The organism is Stutzerimonas tarimensis (assembly GCF_042648805.1).
In the GTDB taxonomy this organism is placed as follows: domain Bacteria; phylum Pseudomonadota; class Gammaproteobacteria; order Pseudomonadales; family Pseudomonadaceae; genus Azomonas; species Azomonas tarimensis.
In genome coordinates this window covers 1-17609 of record NZ_JBHRXZ010000029.1, presented here as the reverse complement: position 1 = coordinate 17609, position 17609 = coordinate 1, and the positions used below count along the sequence as shown (strand labels likewise).

The following is a 17609-nucleotide window of genomic DNA, read 5'->3' as shown; positions in this document are numbered from 1 at the left end:
TAAGCGCCAAACGGTCAGTCGATACTGCGATAGTACAAGTGCACTGCTTATCTCTTAAGTGAATAATAACGATATAGGTTATCCGTTATATAGATATGCATTTTACTCTCAGACAGCTTCAGGTGTTTGTTGCCGTCGCCCGCCAGGAAAGCGTTTCCCGCGCGGCCGAGTCCCTTTCGCTTTCGCAGTCCGCCACCAGCACCTCGCTGGCCGAACTCGAGCGCCAGTCGGCGTGCCAGTTGTTCGACCGCATGGGCAAGCGCTTGTGCCTCAACCCGTTGGGCCGTCAGCTGCTGCCCCAGGCAGTGGCCCTGCTCGACCAGGCGCGCGCCATCGAAGACCTGCTGCAAGGCAAGAGCGGCTTCGGATCACTGGAGGTGGGCGCGACCCTGACGGTCGGCAACTACCTGGCCACCCTGCTGATTGGAGATTTCATGCGCCGCCACCCTGAATGCAGGGTCCGGCTGCAGGTTCAGAACACCGCGCACATCGTTCAGCAGATCGCCCAGCACGAACTTGACCTCGGTCTCATCGAAGGCGACTGCCAGCATCCCGATCTCGAGCAGCACCCCTGGGTCGAAGACGAGCTGGTGGTGTTCTGCGCACCGGGGCACCCGCTTGCCCGCCAGGGCCAGGCCAGTCTCGAGGAACTGGCGGGCGAGGCCTGGATCCTGCGTGAGCGCGGCTCGGGCACGCGACTCACCTTCGATCAGGCGATGCGCCACCACAGCCACCGACTCGATGTGAAACTGGAGCTCGAACACACCGAGGCCATCAAGCGAGCAGTGGAGTCAGGGCTGGGGATAGGCTGCATTTCGCGCCTGGCGCTGCGTGATGCCTTTCGCCGAGGCAGTCTGGTGGCGGTGGAAACGCCGGAGCTCGACCTCACCCGGCACTTCTTTTTCATCTGGCACGCGCAGAAATATCAGACGGCGGCCATGCGGGAATTCGTCGAGCTCTGCCAGGCATTGACCGCCGGAGTGCGCCGCAGCGATGAAATCCTGCTGCCGCCGATCCCCTGACGACTCAACTGGTCGGGATCGATTCCATCTGCTGGAGCAACAGCGCCGCCTGGGTGCGGGTGCGCACGCCCAGCTTGCGGAAGATGGCGGTCACATGGGCCTTGATGGTGGCCTCGGAGACGTTGAGCTCGTAGGCGATCTGCTTGTTCAGCAGACCGTCGCAGACCATGGTCAGCACCCTGAACTGCTGCGGGGTCAGGCTGGACAGTCCGGCGCTCACCACCTTGGCCTCGTCGCTGACCTGGGCGCCGTCGAGGATCTCGGTAGGCCACCAGAGGTCGCCGTCGAGCACCGCGCGCACCGCTTCCTGAATGGTTTCCAGCGAGCTGGACTTGGGAATGAAGCCGCTGGCGCCGAATTCCTTCGCCCGCGCCACCACCGAGGGCTCCTCCTGGGCCGAGACCATCACCACGGGAATGTGTGGATACTGGCCGCGCAACAGCACCAGGCCGGAAAAGCCATAGGCGCCGGGCATGTTCAGGTCGAGGAGAACCAGATCCAGATCCGCCAGTTCGGCCAGCCGGCTTTCCAGCTCGGCAATGCTGGCCGCCTCGCTCAGGTTCGCCTCCGAGCCCAAGCCGACGGTCAACGCCTGCTGCAAGGCGCTTCTGAACAGCGGATGATCATCGGCGATGAGAATTTCGTAAGCAGCCATGGCGGGTCCCTGTCTTTTTTGTTGCGGCACGTCGGACACAACCGCGCCGGAGAATCAGATCAATCCGTCGATGCTCCCAGCACCGGCACTGAAAGCGGCGCAAGCATGCCCAGCGCCGTATCGGTGGTCAAGCACATTGCCTTGCGACACAGTTTGCCTTTTTTCCTGCACTGATCCCAGCGCTCTGGACTAGGTCTGTGCGTCGATCAGCCGATGAAATCCACGGCGATGATCCGCGCCTGCGCCTTCACCACCCGCTCAGAGTATGGATCACATCGGCCCGCGTCTGTTCACCGCCCCGCCGCCCGCACCTCAGCCGATCACGCCGCCGGACTCCGACGCCGGGGTCTGCAGGGCCTTGGCGAGTGCCCGAACGACAGACTCGCACCGGGCCCGACCCGGCGGGCGCGTCTGACAGAAGATAGAGAATGCTACAGGCGCGGCCGCCTGGCTGGGCCAGAAAAACAAAAGGGCCACTCCAGATGAGCGACCCTTTATAGCCCAAGGCGGGCAAACTGGCGTCCCCTAGGGGACTCGAACCCCTGTTACCGCCGTGAAAGGGCGGTGTCCTAGGCCACTAGACGAAGGGGACGAAACCTTCGAGAACAGCCCGGCCTACAAAACCGGAACCGTCGTGGAAATTGGTGGAGCTAGACGGGATCGAACCGTCGACCTCTTGCATGCCATGCAAGCGCTCTCCCAGCTGAGCTATAGCCCCGGATTTAACGTCTCGCGACCTGTGCATCGCCAAAGGCAATGCAGCTGGAAATAATGGCGTCCCCTAGGGGACTCGAACCCCTGTTACCGCCGTGAAAGGGCGGTGTCCTAGGCCACTAGACGAAGGGGACGCAGATACCCTTCTGAACGCAACCAGTCTACTGACCGGCCGTGACACCTTTCATTCAAACCACATGAAAGATGGTGGAGCTAGACGGGATCGAACCGTCGACCTCTTGCATGCCATGCAAGCGCTCTCCCAGCTGAGCTATAGCCCCGTCTCGAGGACGGGGCGCATATTAGGTGCGAGGCGGCACCCTGTCAACAGTATTCCTGGCAATCAGCTAAAAAGATTTTCAACAGCGGAACAAGCACTTAGCGCACCCCTTGGTTACCCATGGACGCCAGCTGCCTTTCCCACTCCTTGGCTTCCTTCTTCGACGCGCCACCGAGCAGTTCGAGCGCCATGCGCAGGCGGTAGCGGGTCAGGTCGGGACCGAGGATTTCCATGGCATCGAGCACCGAGACCGAGCTCGTCTGGCCGGCGATGGCGGCGAACATCAGCGGCATGACATCGCGCAGCTTGAGCTCGAGGTATTCGGCGACCGCCTGGATGCAACCGGTGATGCGTTCCTTTTCCCACTGCCGCAGCGCCTCCAGCTTCCACAGGGTCAGCTGCAGCACCTGGCGCACCTGCGCATCATCGAGCTTCTTGTGCGCGAACAGCGATGGCTCCAGCGGCAGCGCCCCGGAAAAAAAGAAACCGGCCAGCGGCGCGATCTGGCTGAAGGTTTCCACCCTGCCCTGCACATGGGGTGCGATCTTCATCAGATACTCGGGGTTCAATGCCCATTTCTGCACCTCGACCGCAAACTGCTCCACCGGCAGCTCGCGCAGCCATTGCCCGTTGAGCCAGGAAAGCTTTTCCATGTCGAAGATCGGCCCGCCCAGCGATACCCGCTGGATGTCGAACTGCTCGATCATCTCGTTCAGGGTGAATTTCTCGCGCTCGTCCGGCATGGACCAGCCCATGCGTCCGAGGTAGTTCAACATCGCCTGGGGCAAGAAGCCCATGCGCTCGTAGAAGGTCACCGACGTGGGATTCTTGCGCTTGGAAAGCTTGCTCTTGTCAGGGTTGCGCAAAAGCGGCATGTAGCACAGCGCCGGCTGCTCCCAGCCAAAGTACTCGTAGAGCTTGATCAGCTTGGGCGCCGAAGGCAGCCACTCTTCCCCACGCAGTACGTGGGTGATGCCCATCAGGTGATCGTCGACCACGTTGGCGAGAAAGTAGGTGGGCAGACCGTCGGCCTTCATCAGCACCTGCATGTCCATGCGATCCCAGGGAATCTCCACATCACCACGCAGCATGTCCGGCACGGTGCAGATGCCCTCGCTCGGCACCTTCATGCGGATCACATGGGGCTCGCCCGCCGCGACGCGCCGCTGCGCCTCGTCCGGCGCCAGATGCATGCAATGGCCATCGTAGCGCGGGGTTTCCTTGCGCGCCTGCTGCTCGGCCCGGACCTGGTTCAGCCGCTCGGCGGAGCAGAAGCAGGGAAATGCATGCCCCTTTTCCACCAGCTCATCGGAATACCGCTTATAGATCTCGCCACGCTCGCTCTGCCGATAGGGGCCATGCGGACCGCCGACATCCGGGCCCTCATCCCACTCGATGCCGAGCCAGCGCAATGCATCGTAGATCTGCTGTTCGGACTCGCGAGTCGAGCGCAGCTGATCGGTATCCTCGATGCGCAGGATGAACTGGCCGCCGTGCTGACGTGCGAAACAGAGGTTGAACAACGCGATATAGGCTGTGCCGACGTGGGGATCGCCGGTAGGCGACGGCGCGATGCGGGTACGAACGGTGGTCATGGCGACTCTCGTGAGGCAGTCAGGAAAACGGGAACGGGATGGTAACAGGCGCATCGTGTGCGTTGTAGGCGGCCATCTGGCGCCGCGCCACGACCGTTCATAGAACTGTCTGGCGCACCCCCATGCTTTATTTACCTCCATGCACCATAATCGCGCCTTCGCCCGACGAACGCCTCGAAACTGGGCGTGGAGCCAAGCATGACTCTTCTCCATACCATCTACCTGCTCGCCATCACCGCGGAAGCCATGTCCGGCGCCATCATGGGCATGCGCCGCGGCATGGACCTGTTCGGCATCTGCATGCTCGGCACGGTCACGGCCCTGGGCGGCGGTACAGTGCGTGACATCCTGCTCGGCAATTACCCGGTAGGCTGGATCCAGCATCCCGAATTCCTTGCGTTCACCGCCGGTGCGGCGCTGGTGACGGCCTTTGTCGCCCGCTACCTCCATCATCTGCGCATGGTCTTTCTGCTGGTGGACGGCCTGGGCCTGGTGGCCTTCACCGTGATCGGCTGCGACGTGGCTCTCGGCCTCGGCGCCCATCCGGCCATCGTGGTGCTGGCGGGCCTGATCACCGGCATCTTCGGTGGCCTGCTGCGCGACATCCTGTGCAACCGCGTGCCCATGGTCCTGCGCCGTGAACTCTACGCGACGGTCGCACTGTTCACCGGCCTGCTCTATATGACCCTGCTGTGGCTGGGGGTGAGCAGCAACATCGCCTCGGTCGCAGCGCTGGTGTCGGGCTTCCTGTTCCGGGTGCTGGCGGTAGCCTTCGACTGGCGACTGCCCACTTTCAACAGGCGCGACATCCGCGGCCTGGACTGAGCCGTCAGGCGGCGACCACCGAGCCGGTCGCCGCATCCCCAGAAGCCCCTACAGCCGCTACACTTGGTCCCTGACCTATCAGGAATTCACCCGTGCTCAAAGACCTGGGAATCAGGGGCCGCATCCTTATCCTCACACTGCTGCCCAGCCTGCTGCTGGCCGTCGTGCTGGGCACCTATTTCACCCGCATTCAGCTTCAGGAGATACGCGAGCAGCTGCTCGAACGCGGCGAGATGATCGCCGAGCAACTGGCGCCACTGCTGGCCCAGGGATTTGCCGATGCGGACGAGCGTCGCCTGCAGCGCATCCTCAACGGCGTACTCAACCAGCCCGACGTACGCACCGTCACCGCGCTGGACGCCGAACGCAACCTGCTCGGCCATGCCGGACCGGACATGCGCACCTCTCCGCCACCCAGCGATCCCCTGGCGCTCACCCGCGTCAGCGGCGATGAAACCACCCGCATCCTCATGCCGGTGCTGATGCGCGACCTCTACCTGGCCGAAGATCTCAACGGCAGCAACCTCGAACTGATCGGCTGGCTGGAGCTCGAGCTCTCGCACAAGGGCACCCTGTTGCGCGGCTACCGTACCCTCCTCGCCACCCTGTTGCTGATCAGTGTGGCGCTGGTGGTCACCGGGCTGCTGGCGGTGCGCCTGAGTCGCGCCATCAGCCAGCCGTTGCAACGGATCAAGGCCGCCGTCGCGCAGCTCAAGGACGGCCATCTGGAAACCCGCCTGCCGCCCCTGGGCAATCAGGAAATGGACGAGCTGGGGTCAGGCATCAACCGCATGGCCGAGGCCCTGCTCAGCGGTCGCGAGGAGCTGCAGCAGAGCATCGACCAAGCCACCGAGGATGTGCACCAGAACCTGGAAACCATCGAGATCCAGAACATCGAACTTGACCTGGCGCGCAAGGAAGCGCTCGAGGCCAGCCGTATCAAGTCCGAGTTTCTCGCCAACATCAGCCACGAGATTCGCACTCCGCTCAACGGCATCCTCGGGTTTACCCACCTGCTGCAGAAAAGCGACCTCACCCCGCGCCAGTACGACTACCTGAGCACCATCGAGAAGTCCGCCGGCAACCTGCTGGCGATCATCAACGAGATCCTGGACTTCTCGAAGATCGAGGCCGGCAAGCTGATGCTCGAAAGCATCCCCTTCAACCTGCGCGACCTCATCGAAGACACCCTGACCATTCTCGCCCCTTCGGCGCATGCCAAGCGCCTTGAACTGGTATGCCTGATCTACCGCGACACCCCCCTGCAGCTCGTGGGCGACCCGTTGCGGCTGAAACAGGTGCTGACCAACCTGGTGAGCAATGCGATCAAGTTCACCCCCGAGGGCAGCATCGTGGTCCGCGCGATGCTCGAGGAGGACCATGGCGACTCGGCGCAGCTGCGCCTGAGTGTCAAGGACACCGGAGTCGGCCTCAGCGAGCGCGAGATTCGCGCCCTGTTCCAGGCCTTCAGCCAGGCGGACAACTCCCTGTCGCGACAGCCCGGTGGTACCGGCCTGGGGCTGGTGATCTCCAAGCGGCTGATCGAGCAGATGGGCGGCGAAATCGGCGTCGACAGCGCACCGGACGAGGGCTCGGAGTTCTGGATCAGCCTGACCCTGCCCCGCGCGCGCGACGACATCGAGGACCGGCCGCCGATGTCGCTGATCGGACGCCGTGCCGCGCTGATCGAGTCGCACCCGCTGGCGCGCCAGGCGCTGCAGCACCAACTCGAGGACCTGGGTCTGGAGGTGGTGCCCTTCGCCGATCTGGAAAGCCTGAAAGCGTGGGTCGCTGCGGGCCGCCATGGCAGCGCTGCGCTCGATTACGCACTGATCTGCGTCGATCCTGACGACCTCTCGCCTGAGGAACAGGCCCACCTGCTGCAGGAGCTGGACGGCATGGGCACCAAGTGCCTGCTGGTGTGCCCGACCCTCGAGCACGGCCCGCAATTGCCGCAGGATTACCCCAGCCGCGTCCTTGCCAAGCCGATGTGCAGCCGCCAGCTGCAGCGCGCTCTGCTCGATGCCGGCGGGCCGGCGCAGATTGCGGCACCGGATGTCCCGGCGCCTCCGGGCCGGGCACCGCGTATTCTCTGCGTCGACGACAACGAGGCCAACCTCCTGCTGGTGCAGACGCTGCTCAGCGACATGGGTGCCGAGGTGCTGGCGGTGGACAACGGCGAGGCCGCCCTGGCGCTGGTCAAATCCAGCGAGCTCGACCTGGTCTTCATGGACATGCAGATGCCCGGCATGGATGGCCGCCAGACCACCGAAGCCATTCGCCAATGGGAAGCAGAGCATGATCGCGAGCCGTTGCCGGTGATCGCGCTCACTGCCCACGCGCTCTCCAATGAAAAGCGCGCGGTACTGCGCTGTGGGCTCGACGATTATCTCACCAAGCCGATCGGCGAACGCCAGCTGGCCCAGGTCGTACTGAAATGGACCGGGCTGGCCCTGCGTCATAACGCCCTGCCGGAACCGCCACCCGCGGATCCGACACTGCCCATTCTCGACCCCGAAGAAAGCCTGCGCCTGGCTGCGAACAAGCCTGACCTCGCCAAGGACATGCTCGGCATGCTGCTGGCTTCGCTGGATGCCGACCGCATCGCCATCGACCGTGCCCGCGAAGTGGGCGACCGCCAGGCGCTGATCGACCGGGTCCACCGTCTGCATGGGGCGACCCGTTACGTGGGTGTCCCCCAGCTGCGCGCGGCCTGCCAGCGCAGCGAAACCCTGCTCAAGCAGGACCACGCCGCCGTAGACACTGCACTGGACGCTCTCATCGAAGCCATTGACCGGCTGCAATGCCAGGCCCAGGCCGTCCCTGCATCCTGAGTCCACCGCGACCTGTCACCCTGCCCTTTCCCCGGCACCGCTCAACCCGCACAATCGCCACCCATGACCTTTCCCCTCTGCTGTACACCGCCGGACTTCAGCTGGCCTTTTCCGCAGTCCTTGCCGGCGACGCAACTGGTGCGCACCGAGTTCGATCCGGCCCGGCTGGACCCGCTGGAGTTTGACCGCCTCGGCCTGGCGGTTCCCCGTGGAGTGCCCAAGCGGCAGGCGGAAGTCCTTGCCAGCCGCGCCTGCGCCCAGGCCGCATTGCAAAGGCTCACCGGCGTCGCCGGCCTGCCGGGCAAGGACGAACAGGGTATGCCCAGCTGGCCGGAGGGTATCGTGGGTTCGCTGACCCACAGCCATGGTCGCGCCGCCGTGGTGATCGGAGAGGCGAAGGCATGGCGGGGGCTCGGGCTGGATCTCGAAGCCCTGATTCCGCCGGCGCGGGCCGAGCGCCTGTCGGGTGAAATCCTGACCCCAGCCGAGCGCCAGCACCTGGCCAGGCTGCCCGAGGATGCCAGGGCATGGCGGATCACCCTGACCTTCTCGTTCAAGGAGAGCCTGTTCAAGGCCCTCTTTCCCCTGGTTCGCCAGCGCTTCTACTTTCAGGACGCCGAACTGCTCGGCCTCGCCGACGGGCATGCCCGGCTGCGCCTGCTCTCTCCCCTGGCACCTGACTGGCCAGCCGGCCGCGAACTGGTCGGTCAATACGCCGAAGGCGAAGGCCATCTGCTGACCCTCGTCCACATCGACCAGGCTCCTTGACATCCACCACAACATATAGTGGTACCACCGCAACTGAAAAAATCTCGTCCCACCCGCCGTTCCTCAGACAGATGGAGCAAGCCTTGAACCTGTCAGGGCTCTGCGCATCTACCCAGAGGTCGCCCACAGCTCACCCACAGTTTATCCACAGGCTACGCACATTGATCTGAGCTTGAAGTCTGGGTATTGTGTTTATGCAACGTGAAAACCCCCACATATTGGGTTTGAATCCTTTTTTGCGTCCGTCTATAAACAGCTGCACGAGACAGCTTCCAGCGCAGCGGCATCCTGCAACAGGCCTCGAATGGCCCGGCAGTCCCGGGCGCCGGTCAGCAGCCGACAGAAGAGCTTGAGGCTCTCGGCAACAGAGTTCCCGGGGTGTTAATACCCCCATATATTGTGGTCATGCTGCCTCGAGACAACGTGGCGTTTAAGACACCTGCACCATGTAATCGCACACCACTCGCCCGCGCCCGGGCGGGTGAATCGGGCCGACGCGCAAGCGACGACCCCAGAAACCCAGAGGATTTGGAGCCCCATGCAGATCGACACCGCCCGCGAGAGACCGCTCGAAGACATCGCCGCCACCGCCCCCGGCCAGCTGCGCGTCATCAAGCGCAACGGTACCGTCGTGCCCTACACCGACGACAAGATCACCGTTGCCATCAGCAAGGCCTTTCTCGCCGTCGAAGGCAGTTCTGCCTCCACGTCCTCGCGCATCCACGACACCGTGGCGCGCCTGACCGAACAGGTCACCACTACCTTCCGCCGCCGCATGCCGTCCGGCGGCACCATTCACATCGAGGAAATCCAGGACCAGGTCGAACTGGCCCTGATGCGCGCCGGCGAGCACAAGGTCGCCCGCGACTATGTGATCTACCGTGAAGGTCGCGCCCAGGAGCGCAAGCGCAGCGCCGGCGACGAGATCGCCCAGCCGCACCCGAGCATTCGCGTGAAGAAGGCCGACGGAAGCCTGCAGCCACTGGACATGGGTCGCCTGCAGACCATCATCGCCGAAGCCTGCGAAGGCCTGGCCGAGGTCGACGGCGCGCTGATCGAGCGCGAGACACTGAAGAACCTCTACGACGGCGTGGACGAAAAGGACGTCAACACCGCTCTGGTGATGACCGCCCGTACCCTGGTGGAGCGCGAGCCGAATTACAGTCAGGTCACTGCCCGCCTGCTGATGGACACCCTGCGCGCCGAAGGCCTGGGCTTCCTCGGCGTGGCCGAGAGCGCCACCCATCACGAGATGGCCGAGTTCTATGCCCAGGCACTGCCGGCCTATATAGCCAAGGGCGTCGAGTTCGAACTGCTCGACCCCAAGCTGCAGGGGTACGACCTGCCCAAGCTGGGCGCGGCGCTGAATCACGAGCGTGACGGCCAGTTCACCTACCTGGGCCTGCAGACGCTCTACGACCGTTATTTCATCCACAAGGACGGGGTACGTTTCGAGCTGCCGCAGATCTTCTTCATGCGCGTGGCCATGGGCCTGGCCATCGAAGAAAAGGTCAACCGCGAAGAGCGCGCCATCGAGTTCTACAACCTGCTGTCCTCGTTCGACTACATGGCGTCCACCCCGACCCTGTTCAACGCGGGCACCCTGCGTCCGCAGCTCTCGTCCTGCTACCTGACCACCGTACCCGACGACCTGGGCGGCATCTACGACGCCATCCGCGACAACGCCCTGCTGTCCAAGTTTGCCGGCGGCCTGGGTAACGACTGGACCCCGGTGCGCGCCCTCGGCGCCTACATCAAGGGCACCAACGGCAAGAGCCAGGGCGTCGTGCCCTTCCTCAAGGTGGTCAACGACACCGCCGTCGCCGTGAACCAGGGCGGCAAGCGCAAGGGCGCCGTCTGCGCGTATCTCGAAACCTGGCACCTGGACATCGAGGAATTCATCGAGCTGCGCAAGAACACCGGTGATGACCGTCGCCGCACCCACGACATGAACACCGCGAACTGGATTCCGGACCTGTTCATGAAGCGTGTTTTCGAAGACGGCCAGTGGACCCTGTTCTCTCCCTCCGACGTACCGGACTTGCACGACCTCACCGGCCGCGCCTTCGAAGAGCGCTACGAGTACTACGAAGAGCTGACCAAGTACGGCAAGCTCAAGCTGTTCAAGACCCTGCCGGCCAAGGACCTGTGGCGCAAGATGCTCTCGATGCTGTTCGAGACCGGCCACCCGTGGCTGACCTTCAAGGACCCGTGCAACCTGCGCAGCCCGCAGCAGCACGTCGGCGTGGTGCACAGCTCCAACCTCTGCACCGAGATCACCCTGAACACCAATCAGGATGAAATCGCCGTCTGCAACCTGGGTTCGATCAACATGGTCAACCACATCAAGGACGGCAAGCTCGACACCGCCAAGCTCGAACGCACCGTGCGTACCGCCGTGCGCATGCTCGATAACGTCATCGACATCAACTACTACTCGGTGCCGCAGGCCAAGAACGCCAACTTCAAGCACCGCCCGGTCGGCCTCGGCCTGATGGGCTTCCAGGACGCCCTGTACCTGCAGCACATCCCCTACGGCTCCGACGCCGCCGTGGCCTTCGCCGACCAGTCGATGGAAGCGATCAGCTACTTCGCCATCCAGGCCTCCTGCGACCTGGCCGACGAGCGCGGCAGCTACTCCACCTTCGACGGTTCGCTGTGGAGCCAGGGCGTGCTGCCGCTGGACTCGCTGGACATTCTCACCGAACAGCGCGGCAACAAGTACATCGAAGTCGACCGCAGCCAGACCCTGGACTGGGCGCCGATCCGCGAGCGCGTGAAGAAAGGCATCCGCAACTCCAACATCATGGCCATCGCCCCGACCGCCACCATCTCCAACATCATCGGCGTGTCGCAATCCATCGAACCGACGTACCAGAACCTGTACGTCAAATCGAACCTGTCCGGCGAATTCACCGTGATCAACCCCTACCTGGTCCACGACCTCAAGGCGCGTGGCCTGTGGGACCCGGTGATGGTCAACGACCTCAAGTACTACGACGGCTCCGTGCAGCAGATCGAGCGCATACCGCAAGATCTGAAGGACCTCTACGCCACCGCCTTCGAAGTGGAAACCCGCTGGATCGTCGAGGCCGCCAGCCGTCGGCAGAAGTGGATCGACCAGGCCCAGTCGCTCAACCTCTACATCGCTGGCGCCAGCGGCAAGAAGCTGGACGTGACCTACCGCATGGCATGGTTCCGTGGCCTGAAAACCACCTACTACCTCCGTGCCCTGGCCGCCACCAGCACCGAGAAGTCCACCATCAACACCGGCAAGCTCAACGCCGTCTCCAGTGGTGGCAACGAAAGCAAACAGGCCGCCCCGGCCGCCGCCGAACCGGCCCACGAGCCGAAGCCGGCACCGGTGCCACTGGCGTGCTCTATCGACAACCCCGACTGCGAAGCCTGCCAATAAGAGGTATGGGTTCCGTGCGGATCTGAGCGGTCCGCGCGTTGTTGCCCGACAGGCCGGCCCCCATCACGTACACCTGTACGCTCAGGGGCTCCGACCTGCCGGGCGCCTAGCGCGCCCTCGCCCAGTTCCCCACTAGCCGCGGCGCGGCCCGCATTGCTTTTGTAGGAGCGAGCTTGCTCGCGAACGAACCTCGCGGCCAAACGACGCCCGGGCACAAGGGGACGGACAAAACGCCCCGCCCACCCTGCTTTCGCGTGCAACCGCTGCAAAACTTCAACCAGCGACCGGCACACCCCGGTCCACCCAACCAGGAGGCACTCCGATGCTCAGCTGGGACGAATTCGACCAACCCGAAGAAACCACCGCCAAGCCCGCCAACGGCGCAGCCAAGCCTGCAGCCGAAGAGCTGGCCGGTGAAGTCACCCTGGAAAAGCTCGACTCGGTCGGTGACGCCGCCGCCCACCAGGCCCGCGCCGTGGCCGCAGACGACTCCGCCGCCATCGCCCGCGCCAAGGCCGCGCTGAACGAGCTCGACATCCAGGAAGGCCTGGACGACCTCGAAGGCGCCGCCGCCCGCGTGCGCGTCGACGAAAAGCGCATGATCAACGCCCGCGCCGACCTCAACCAGCTCGTCCCTTTCAAGTACGACTGGGCCTGGCAGAAGTATCTGGATGGTTGCGCCAACCACTGGATGCCGCAGGAAGTGAACATGAACGCCGACATTGCCCTGTGGAAGAGCAAGGACGGCCTCACCGAAGACGAGCGCCGCATCGTCAAGCGCAACCTCGGCTTCTTCTCCACCGCCGACAGCCTGGTCGCCAACAACCTGGTGCTGGCCACCTACCGCCTGATCACCAACCCCGAGTGCCGCCAGTACATCCTGCGCCAGGCCTTCGAAGAGGCGATCCACACCCACGCCTACCAGTATTGCATCGAATCGCTGGGCATGGATGAAGGCGAAATCTTCAACATGTACCACGAGATCCCGAGCGTCGCGAAGAAAGCCTCCTGGGGCCTCAAGTACACCCGCTCCATCTCCGATCCGACCTTCAATACCGGCACCGTCGAGACCGACAAGCAGTTCCTCAAGAACCTCATCGCCTACTACTGCGTGCTCGAAGGCATCTTCTTCTACTGCGGCTTCACCCAGATCCTCTCCATGGGCCGCCGCAACAAGATGACCGGCACCGCCGAGCAGTTCCAGTACATCCTGCGCGACGAATCCATGCACCTGAACTTCGGCATCGACATGATCAACCAGATCAAGATCGAAAACCCGCACCTGTGGGACGCCGACATGAAGGACGAAGCGACCCAGATGATCCTCCAGGGCACCCAGCTGGAAATCGAATACGCCCGCGACACCATGCCCCGCGGCGTACTGGGCATGAACGCGGCGATGATGGAGGACTACCTCAAGTTCATCGCCAACCGCCGGTTGACGCAGATCGGGTTGAAGGAAGAGTACCCGGGCACCACCAATCCGTTCCCGTGGATGAGCGAGATCATGGACCTGAAGAAGGAGAAGAACTTCTTCGAGACGCGGGTGATTGAGTATCAGACGGGTGGGGCTTTGAGCTGGGACTAAATGTAAAGATTGTCGCAGAACCATAAATGAGCCCTGCTAATGCAGGGCTTTGCTTAAGAGTTTTACACTAGGACGCCGAAAATGCTCTCTTGGGAAAAGTTGCTAAACCCTGTTCGCAGGAAAGATCTTCATGGCTCAAGCGAGACCATAGGCACTGCTTCGAAAAGAACAGAGATCGAGCGTGATTACGATCGCATTCTGTTCGCAACACCAACTAGGCGCCTAGCTGATAAAACGCAAGTATTTCCAATGGAGGAAAATGACTCTGTCAGGACTCGTCTGACTCACTCACACGAAGTCAGCAACCTAGCCAGGGGAATTGGTATTCAGCTTGCATTTGAGCATGCAGAGCGAGTTTTTGGGCCAGACCACGAAAAGCTAAACGTTAAAAGGAACATTCCTCCTTTATTAGCTGCCGTAGGACTAGCGCACGACTTGGGCAACCCTCCGTTCGGGCACCAAGGCGAATTAGCAATGCAACAATGGTTTGCAGAGCGGAATGATGAAAATTTTGACCCCGATTTCCTAGAATTCGACGGCAATGCTCAGACGTTCAGGCTACTGACTCGGCTACAAGTGTTAAACGATCAATTTGGTTTAAACCTCACGCTCGCAACATTGGCGGCTTTATTAAAGTACCCGAGCATTTACGGCTCAGAAAATAAAGGCGGATTCAAAAAGGCCGGGATATTCAAAAGTGAACGAAGCATAGTTCAAGAAGTGTGGGAACATACTGGACTATCGGAAGGCATAAGACACCCCCTCGCATATATCATGGAGGCTTGTGACGATATCGCATATTCAGTTATTGATGCGGAAGATACAGTCAAGAAAGGCTACGCATCTTTCTATGACCTCATGGATTACCTCGACAGTAACTCGCATCAAGATGAGGTCATCGAAAGAGTCATTACCTCATCTAAACGTAAAAATGAAGAGTTCAGAAGGGAAAATCTTAGCTCTCGCGAGCTGAACGACATATCGATGCAAATGTTTCGCGTGACAGCGATTTCTGAAATGGTTAACTCAGCAATCAGTGTTTTTGTAGACAAAGTTGACGACATAATGAGCGGAGAAATTGCCCCCGGCTTCGAAATCATCAAAAACTCCAGCTGCCACCACCTTTGCGCAACGACCAAAAAATTTGATTTCCACTTTGGCTTCCAACATAAAGATGTGCTAAAGCTCGAGCTGCAAGGGAGCAATCATATAAAAAGCATGATGGACATGCTCTGGGACGCCGTTTCTAAAGGCGAAAGCAGAGATCACCCCTTCGAGCGTTACGTTTTCGGAGCCATTTCAGAAAACTACAGGCGAGTCTACAAGGACGCTGTTACGACTGGAGGCCATGAAAACCCGAACTACCCAAAAGCGCAATTAATTTGCGACGCACTCTCTGGGATGACTGAGTCATATCTCATTAAGAAGCATAACGAATTTAGATCATTGACAGGCTTCTCCCAATAGCATGCGAGCAGTCGCCTCATTCTCTAACCTAAAGTCTAGGATAGAAAGGTTTTTTGATGCCGCACCCAAGCGGCCAATGACCAACAACCAAATCCCCCTAGACTTAAATGATACTCCCACGAAGACGGGAGGCGCCGCCTATGCTTTCAAAAAGCCAAAAGATTTTATTGAATTAATATCCAAGAGCTCCCCTCACTCAGATATCTATCTTTTTGGAGGAATACTCCGCGACATAGCCATGTTCGGAAAAAAAGGTTTCTGCTCAGATATTGACATAGTTATAGATGGGAACTGGGAAGACTGTTTTAATATAATCTCAAACCTTGGACTCACACCGAACAAATTCGGCGGCTACAGACTAACTGTCGCCGGCTGGCCAATTGATATATGGCACGCAAAGGACACATGGGCTGTAGCTCGCGGCTTCGTAAAATACGAATCAATTCATTCCCTAACCAAAACAACAATTCTAAACTGGGATGCCATACTAATGAACTGGCGCTCCCGTGAAGTCATTTGCGATTCTAGCTATTTAGAAAGCCTAGAAAGAAAAAAAATGGATATAGTGCTTTTGCACAACCCAAACCCCAAAGGAGCCGCCGCCAGGGTCTTTAGACATTTATGCCTTAAAGATGCGAGAAGCATAACGCAAAGCACAGCCCTTTACTTAATTAATACAACAAAACAGTTTTCGCTGCGCGAGCTAAAAGAATACGAGCTTTACAGTTATAACAATACGTTTATCGAGCCCAGTATCTATGAACTTTTTAAAAAAGCCCAAGAAATTGAGGCGCTATCTACAAGAGACCGCATCGACGAAGCTGCAAAGCTTTTACTTATGCAAGGCGTAGCACCCTCTTTTAAACAAATGCACTGGGACTTTTCTTGAGCTTCTCCTTTCTATGCAACTAGCGAGTAGCCTGGAAGTGACGCGTGGAAAAGGCTTCGCCGTTTTCCAACCTACGCTGCGGCGAACTAGCCAGTCAGCTCACACAACCCACCCGGCACAGCCATCACCCACTCCCTCACCGCCCGAACCGTCGGTTCATCCCGGCCAGCGAGTAGCCTGGAAGAAACGCGTGGAAAAGGCTTCGCCGTTTTCCACCCTACGTTCCGGCAACGTCGATGCGTCGGCGGAATGGGTGGGTGAGATGGCGTAGGGTGGATAACGCTTTGCTTATCCACCGATACGGACTCCCCGCCAACACCACGCTCAAGGATGAGCCGCCATGTCCCGTTACCGCCGCGCCCACATGCCGGGCGCCACGTACTTCTTCACGGCCAATCTGCTCAACCGCCGAAGCAACCTGCTTGTCCGCCATATCGATCTGCTGCGCGAGACGGTGCGCGCCACGCGCTCACGCCATCCATTCCATGTCGATGCCTGGGTCGTTCTGCCTGACCACATGCATTGCGTCTGGACGCTGCCGGATGGCGACGCCGATTTCGCCCTGCGCTGGAAGGTCATCAAATTCGCTGTCGCCCGACGCTTGCCGAAGACCGAGGTGCTGACGGCAACCCAACGCTCCCGTGGCGAGCGCGGCATCTGGCAACGGCGCTATTGGGAACATCTGATCCAGGACGAACGGGATTACCGGCACCACGTCGACTACGTGCATTTGAATCCGTTGAAACACGGCTTGGTGGACCGCGTTGCCGATTGGCCTTTCTCCAGTTTCCATCGAGCCGTCAGGGCTGGCGTTTATTCTGGCGATTGGTGCGGCGGAGACGGAGCTGGGCAAGACGCATAGGTGGACGCGGAGAAACGCGTGGAAAAGGCTTCGCCGTTTTCCACCCTACGCTCCGGCAACGTCGATGCGTCGGCGGTGTGGGCGGGTGAGATGGCGTATTTTGGTTACTTTTCCGCGACTGGAAAAAGTGACCCGCCCAGCAGGGCGGAACCGATGCCTCAATCAACCCGTAAAACAGCAGCGGCACGGACGCAAAAACCAGCGTAGCTACAACGCACACAACCCTCCCGGCACTGCCATCACCCACTCTCTCACCGCCAGAACCGTCGGATCATCCCGGCGGCTCTCCGGGTACACGAGGTGAAACGGCTTGCCTTCCAGCTCCGGCCCAAACGGCTAGAGGGAATCGGGGACAGACCCCAATTTTCGGACCCCAATTTTCGAAGATCGACGACGAGATCATCGGCGAGACCGCTGCCAATACCTATTTCTACCGGCTCATCACCCCGGCGCCCACACCCTGTCGACCGAGTCCGAATTCGGGGACAACCTGCTTCAACTGAACGCGGAAGCCGGCAAGAACCATTATGTCCGCCAGTCCATCAAGCTGGGCCTCTTCGTCGGCGGCGCCAAGTTGACCGAAGTCTCCGAGAGCGAAGGCCAGAAGGCGGTGCGTAAGCGCTCCATAAACCCCGTCCGCCAGACAGAGTTTGTTTTCAGGAAGTCGAGGCAGAGGCCGGCGAGCAGTTCCACGG

12 protein-coding genes, 4 tRNA genes and 2 pseudogenes are annotated in these 17609 nt (G+C 60.7%); 10 read left to right on the top strand and 8 right to left on the bottom strand.

From position 1 onward, the window contains the following. Positions 1–95 precede the first annotated feature (95 nt). Positions 96–1022: a LysR family transcriptional regulator gene (locus ACFOMF_RS17280; RefSeq protein ID WP_386367206.1), complete on the top strand. Its 927-nt coding sequence runs from the start codon at positions 96–98 to the stop codon at positions 1020–1022. A gap of 4 nt (positions 1023–1026) precedes the next feature. On the opposite strand, the gene erdR is transcribed toward ACFOMF_RS17280, so the two are convergent. The 6 genes from erdR to gltX all read right to left on the bottom strand — a co-directional run bounded on the left by erdR (position 1027) and on the right by gltX (position 4266). After that, positions 1027–1677 (bottom strand): response regulator transcription factor ErdR, encoded by a 651-nt coding sequence (gene erdR, locus ACFOMF_RS17275; protein WP_386367204.1) that lies wholly within the window; start codon positions 1675–1677, stop codon positions 1027–1029. Between the two features lie 516 nt (positions 1678–2193). After that, positions 2194–2269, bottom strand: a tRNA-Glu gene (locus tag ACFOMF_RS17270). Between the two features lie 50 nt (positions 2270–2319). Then, positions 2320–2395, bottom strand: a tRNA-Ala gene (locus tag ACFOMF_RS17265). A 54-nt stretch (positions 2396–2449) separates the two neighbouring features. After that, positions 2450–2525, bottom strand: a tRNA-Glu gene (locus ACFOMF_RS17260). Between the two features lie 71 nt (positions 2526–2596). Continuing rightward, positions 2597–2672, bottom strand: a tRNA-Ala gene (locus ACFOMF_RS17255). Positions 2673–2769: 97 nt separating this feature from the next. After that, entirely contained in the window at positions 2770–4266 is a 1497-nt protein-coding gene (gene gltX / locus ACFOMF_RS17250; RefSeq protein ID WP_386367202.1) for a glutamate--tRNA ligase, read from the bottom strand. 198 nt (positions 4267–4464) lie between these two features. Here gltX and ACFOMF_RS17245 point away from each other — a divergent pair, with 198 nt between their 5' ends. From ACFOMF_RS17245 to ACFOMF_RS17215, 7 genes are all read left to right on the top strand, one after another. Next, entirely contained in the window at positions 4465–5091 is a 627-nt protein-coding gene (locus tag ACFOMF_RS17245) for a trimeric intracellular cation channel family protein (protein ID WP_386367200.1), read from the top strand. A gap of 92 nt (positions 5092–5183) precedes the next feature. Beyond that, positions 5184–7925 carry a response regulator gene (locus tag ACFOMF_RS17240; RefSeq protein WP_386367198.1) on the top strand — a complete coding sequence of 914 codons (2742 nt, stop codon included), beginning with the start codon at positions 5184–5186 and terminating at the stop codon, positions 7923–7925. Between the two features lie 63 nt (positions 7926–7988). Next, complete coding sequence (locus ACFOMF_RS17235) at positions 7989–8693, top strand: 4'-phosphopantetheinyl transferase family protein (protein WP_386367196.1); 705 nt, start codon at positions 7989–7991, stop codon at positions 8691–8693. Positions 8694–9231: 538 nt separating this feature from the next. Continuing rightward, positions 9232–12108, top strand: coding sequence for a ribonucleoside-diphosphate reductase subunit alpha (locus ACFOMF_RS17230; protein ID WP_386367194.1), 2877 nt, complete (start codon positions 9232–9234; stop codon positions 12106–12108). A gap of 322 nt (positions 12109–12430) precedes the next feature. Next, a complete protein-coding gene (locus tag ACFOMF_RS17225; RefSeq protein WP_386367192.1) occupies positions 12431–13696 on the top strand; it encodes a ribonucleotide-diphosphate reductase subunit beta in 1266 nt (421 codons plus the stop codon). A gap of 81 nt (positions 13697–13777) precedes the next feature. Further along, entirely contained in the window at positions 13778–15163 is a 1386-nt protein-coding gene (locus ACFOMF_RS17220; protein WP_386367190.1) for a deoxyguanosinetriphosphate triphosphohydrolase family protein, read from the top strand. 76 nt (positions 15164–15239) lie between these two features. Beyond that, the gene (locus ACFOMF_RS17215) at positions 15240–16052 is read left to right on the top strand and encodes a hypothetical protein (RefSeq protein ID WP_386367188.1); all 813 of its coding nucleotides are present in this window, start codon (positions 15240–15242) and stop codon (positions 16050–16052) included. Positions 16053–16138: 86 nt separating this feature from the next. Here the strand turns inward: ACFOMF_RS17215 and ACFOMF_RS17210 are convergent. Next, a pseudogene (locus ACFOMF_RS17210) lies at positions 16139–16255 on the bottom strand (LysR family transcriptional regulator); the annotation flags it as partial. Positions 16256–16392: 137 nt separating this feature from the next. On the opposite strand from ACFOMF_RS17210, the gene ACFOMF_RS17205 reads away from it, so the two are divergent. Beyond that, the gene (locus ACFOMF_RS17205; protein ID WP_386367186.1) at positions 16393–16914 is read left to right on the top strand and encodes an REP-associated tyrosine transposase; all 522 of its coding nucleotides are present in this window, start codon (positions 16393–16395) and stop codon (positions 16912–16914) included. 207 nt (positions 16915–17121) lie between these two features. Here ACFOMF_RS17205 and ACFOMF_RS17200 read toward each other — a convergent pair. Beyond that, positions 17122–17250, bottom strand: a pseudogene (locus ACFOMF_RS17200) (LysR family transcriptional regulator); the annotation flags it as partial. A gap of 40 nt (positions 17251–17290) precedes the next feature. Between ACFOMF_RS17200 and ACFOMF_RS17195 the strand changes: the two are divergent. After that, positions 17291–17609 (top strand): DUF2846 domain-containing protein (locus ACFOMF_RS17195; RefSeq protein ID WP_386367550.1); only part of this gene is annotated, 319 nt, incomplete at its 3' end.

Coding starts and splice junctions, on each gene's coding strand:
- ACFOMF_RS17225 (WP_386367192.1), top strand. CDS start 12,431: ATGCTCAGCTGGGACGAATTCGACCAACCCGAAGAAACCACCGCCAAG.
- gltX (WP_386367202.1), bottom strand. CDS start 4,266: ATGACCACCGTTCGTACCCGCATCGCGCCGTCGCCTACCGGCGATCCC.
- ACFOMF_RS17235 (WP_386367196.1), top strand. CDS start 7,989: ATGACCTTTCCCCTCTGCTGTACACCGCCGGACTTCAGCTGGCCTTTT.
- ACFOMF_RS17215 (WP_386367188.1), top strand. CDS start 15,240: ATGACCAACAACCAAATCCCCCTAGACTTAAATGATACTCCCACGAAG.
- ACFOMF_RS17245 (WP_386367200.1), top strand. CDS start 4,465: ATGACTCTTCTCCATACCATCTACCTGCTCGCCATCACCGCGGAAGCC.
- ACFOMF_RS17230 (WP_386367194.1), top strand. CDS start 9,232: ATGCAGATCGACACCGCCCGCGAGAGACCGCTCGAAGACATCGCCGCC.
- erdR (WP_386367204.1), bottom strand. CDS start 1,677: ATGGCTGCTTACGAAATTCTCATCGCCGATGATCATCCGCTGTTCAGA.
- ACFOMF_RS17220 (WP_386367190.1), top strand. CDS start 13,778: ATGCTCTCTTGGGAAAAGTTGCTAAACCCTGTTCGCAGGAAAGATCTT.
- ACFOMF_RS17205 (WP_386367186.1), top strand. CDS start 16,393: ATGTCCCGTTACCGCCGCGCCCACATGCCGGGCGCCACGTACTTCTTC.
- ACFOMF_RS17280 (WP_386367206.1), top strand. CDS start 96: ATGCATTTTACTCTCAGACAGCTTCAGGTGTTTGTTGCCGTCGCCCGC.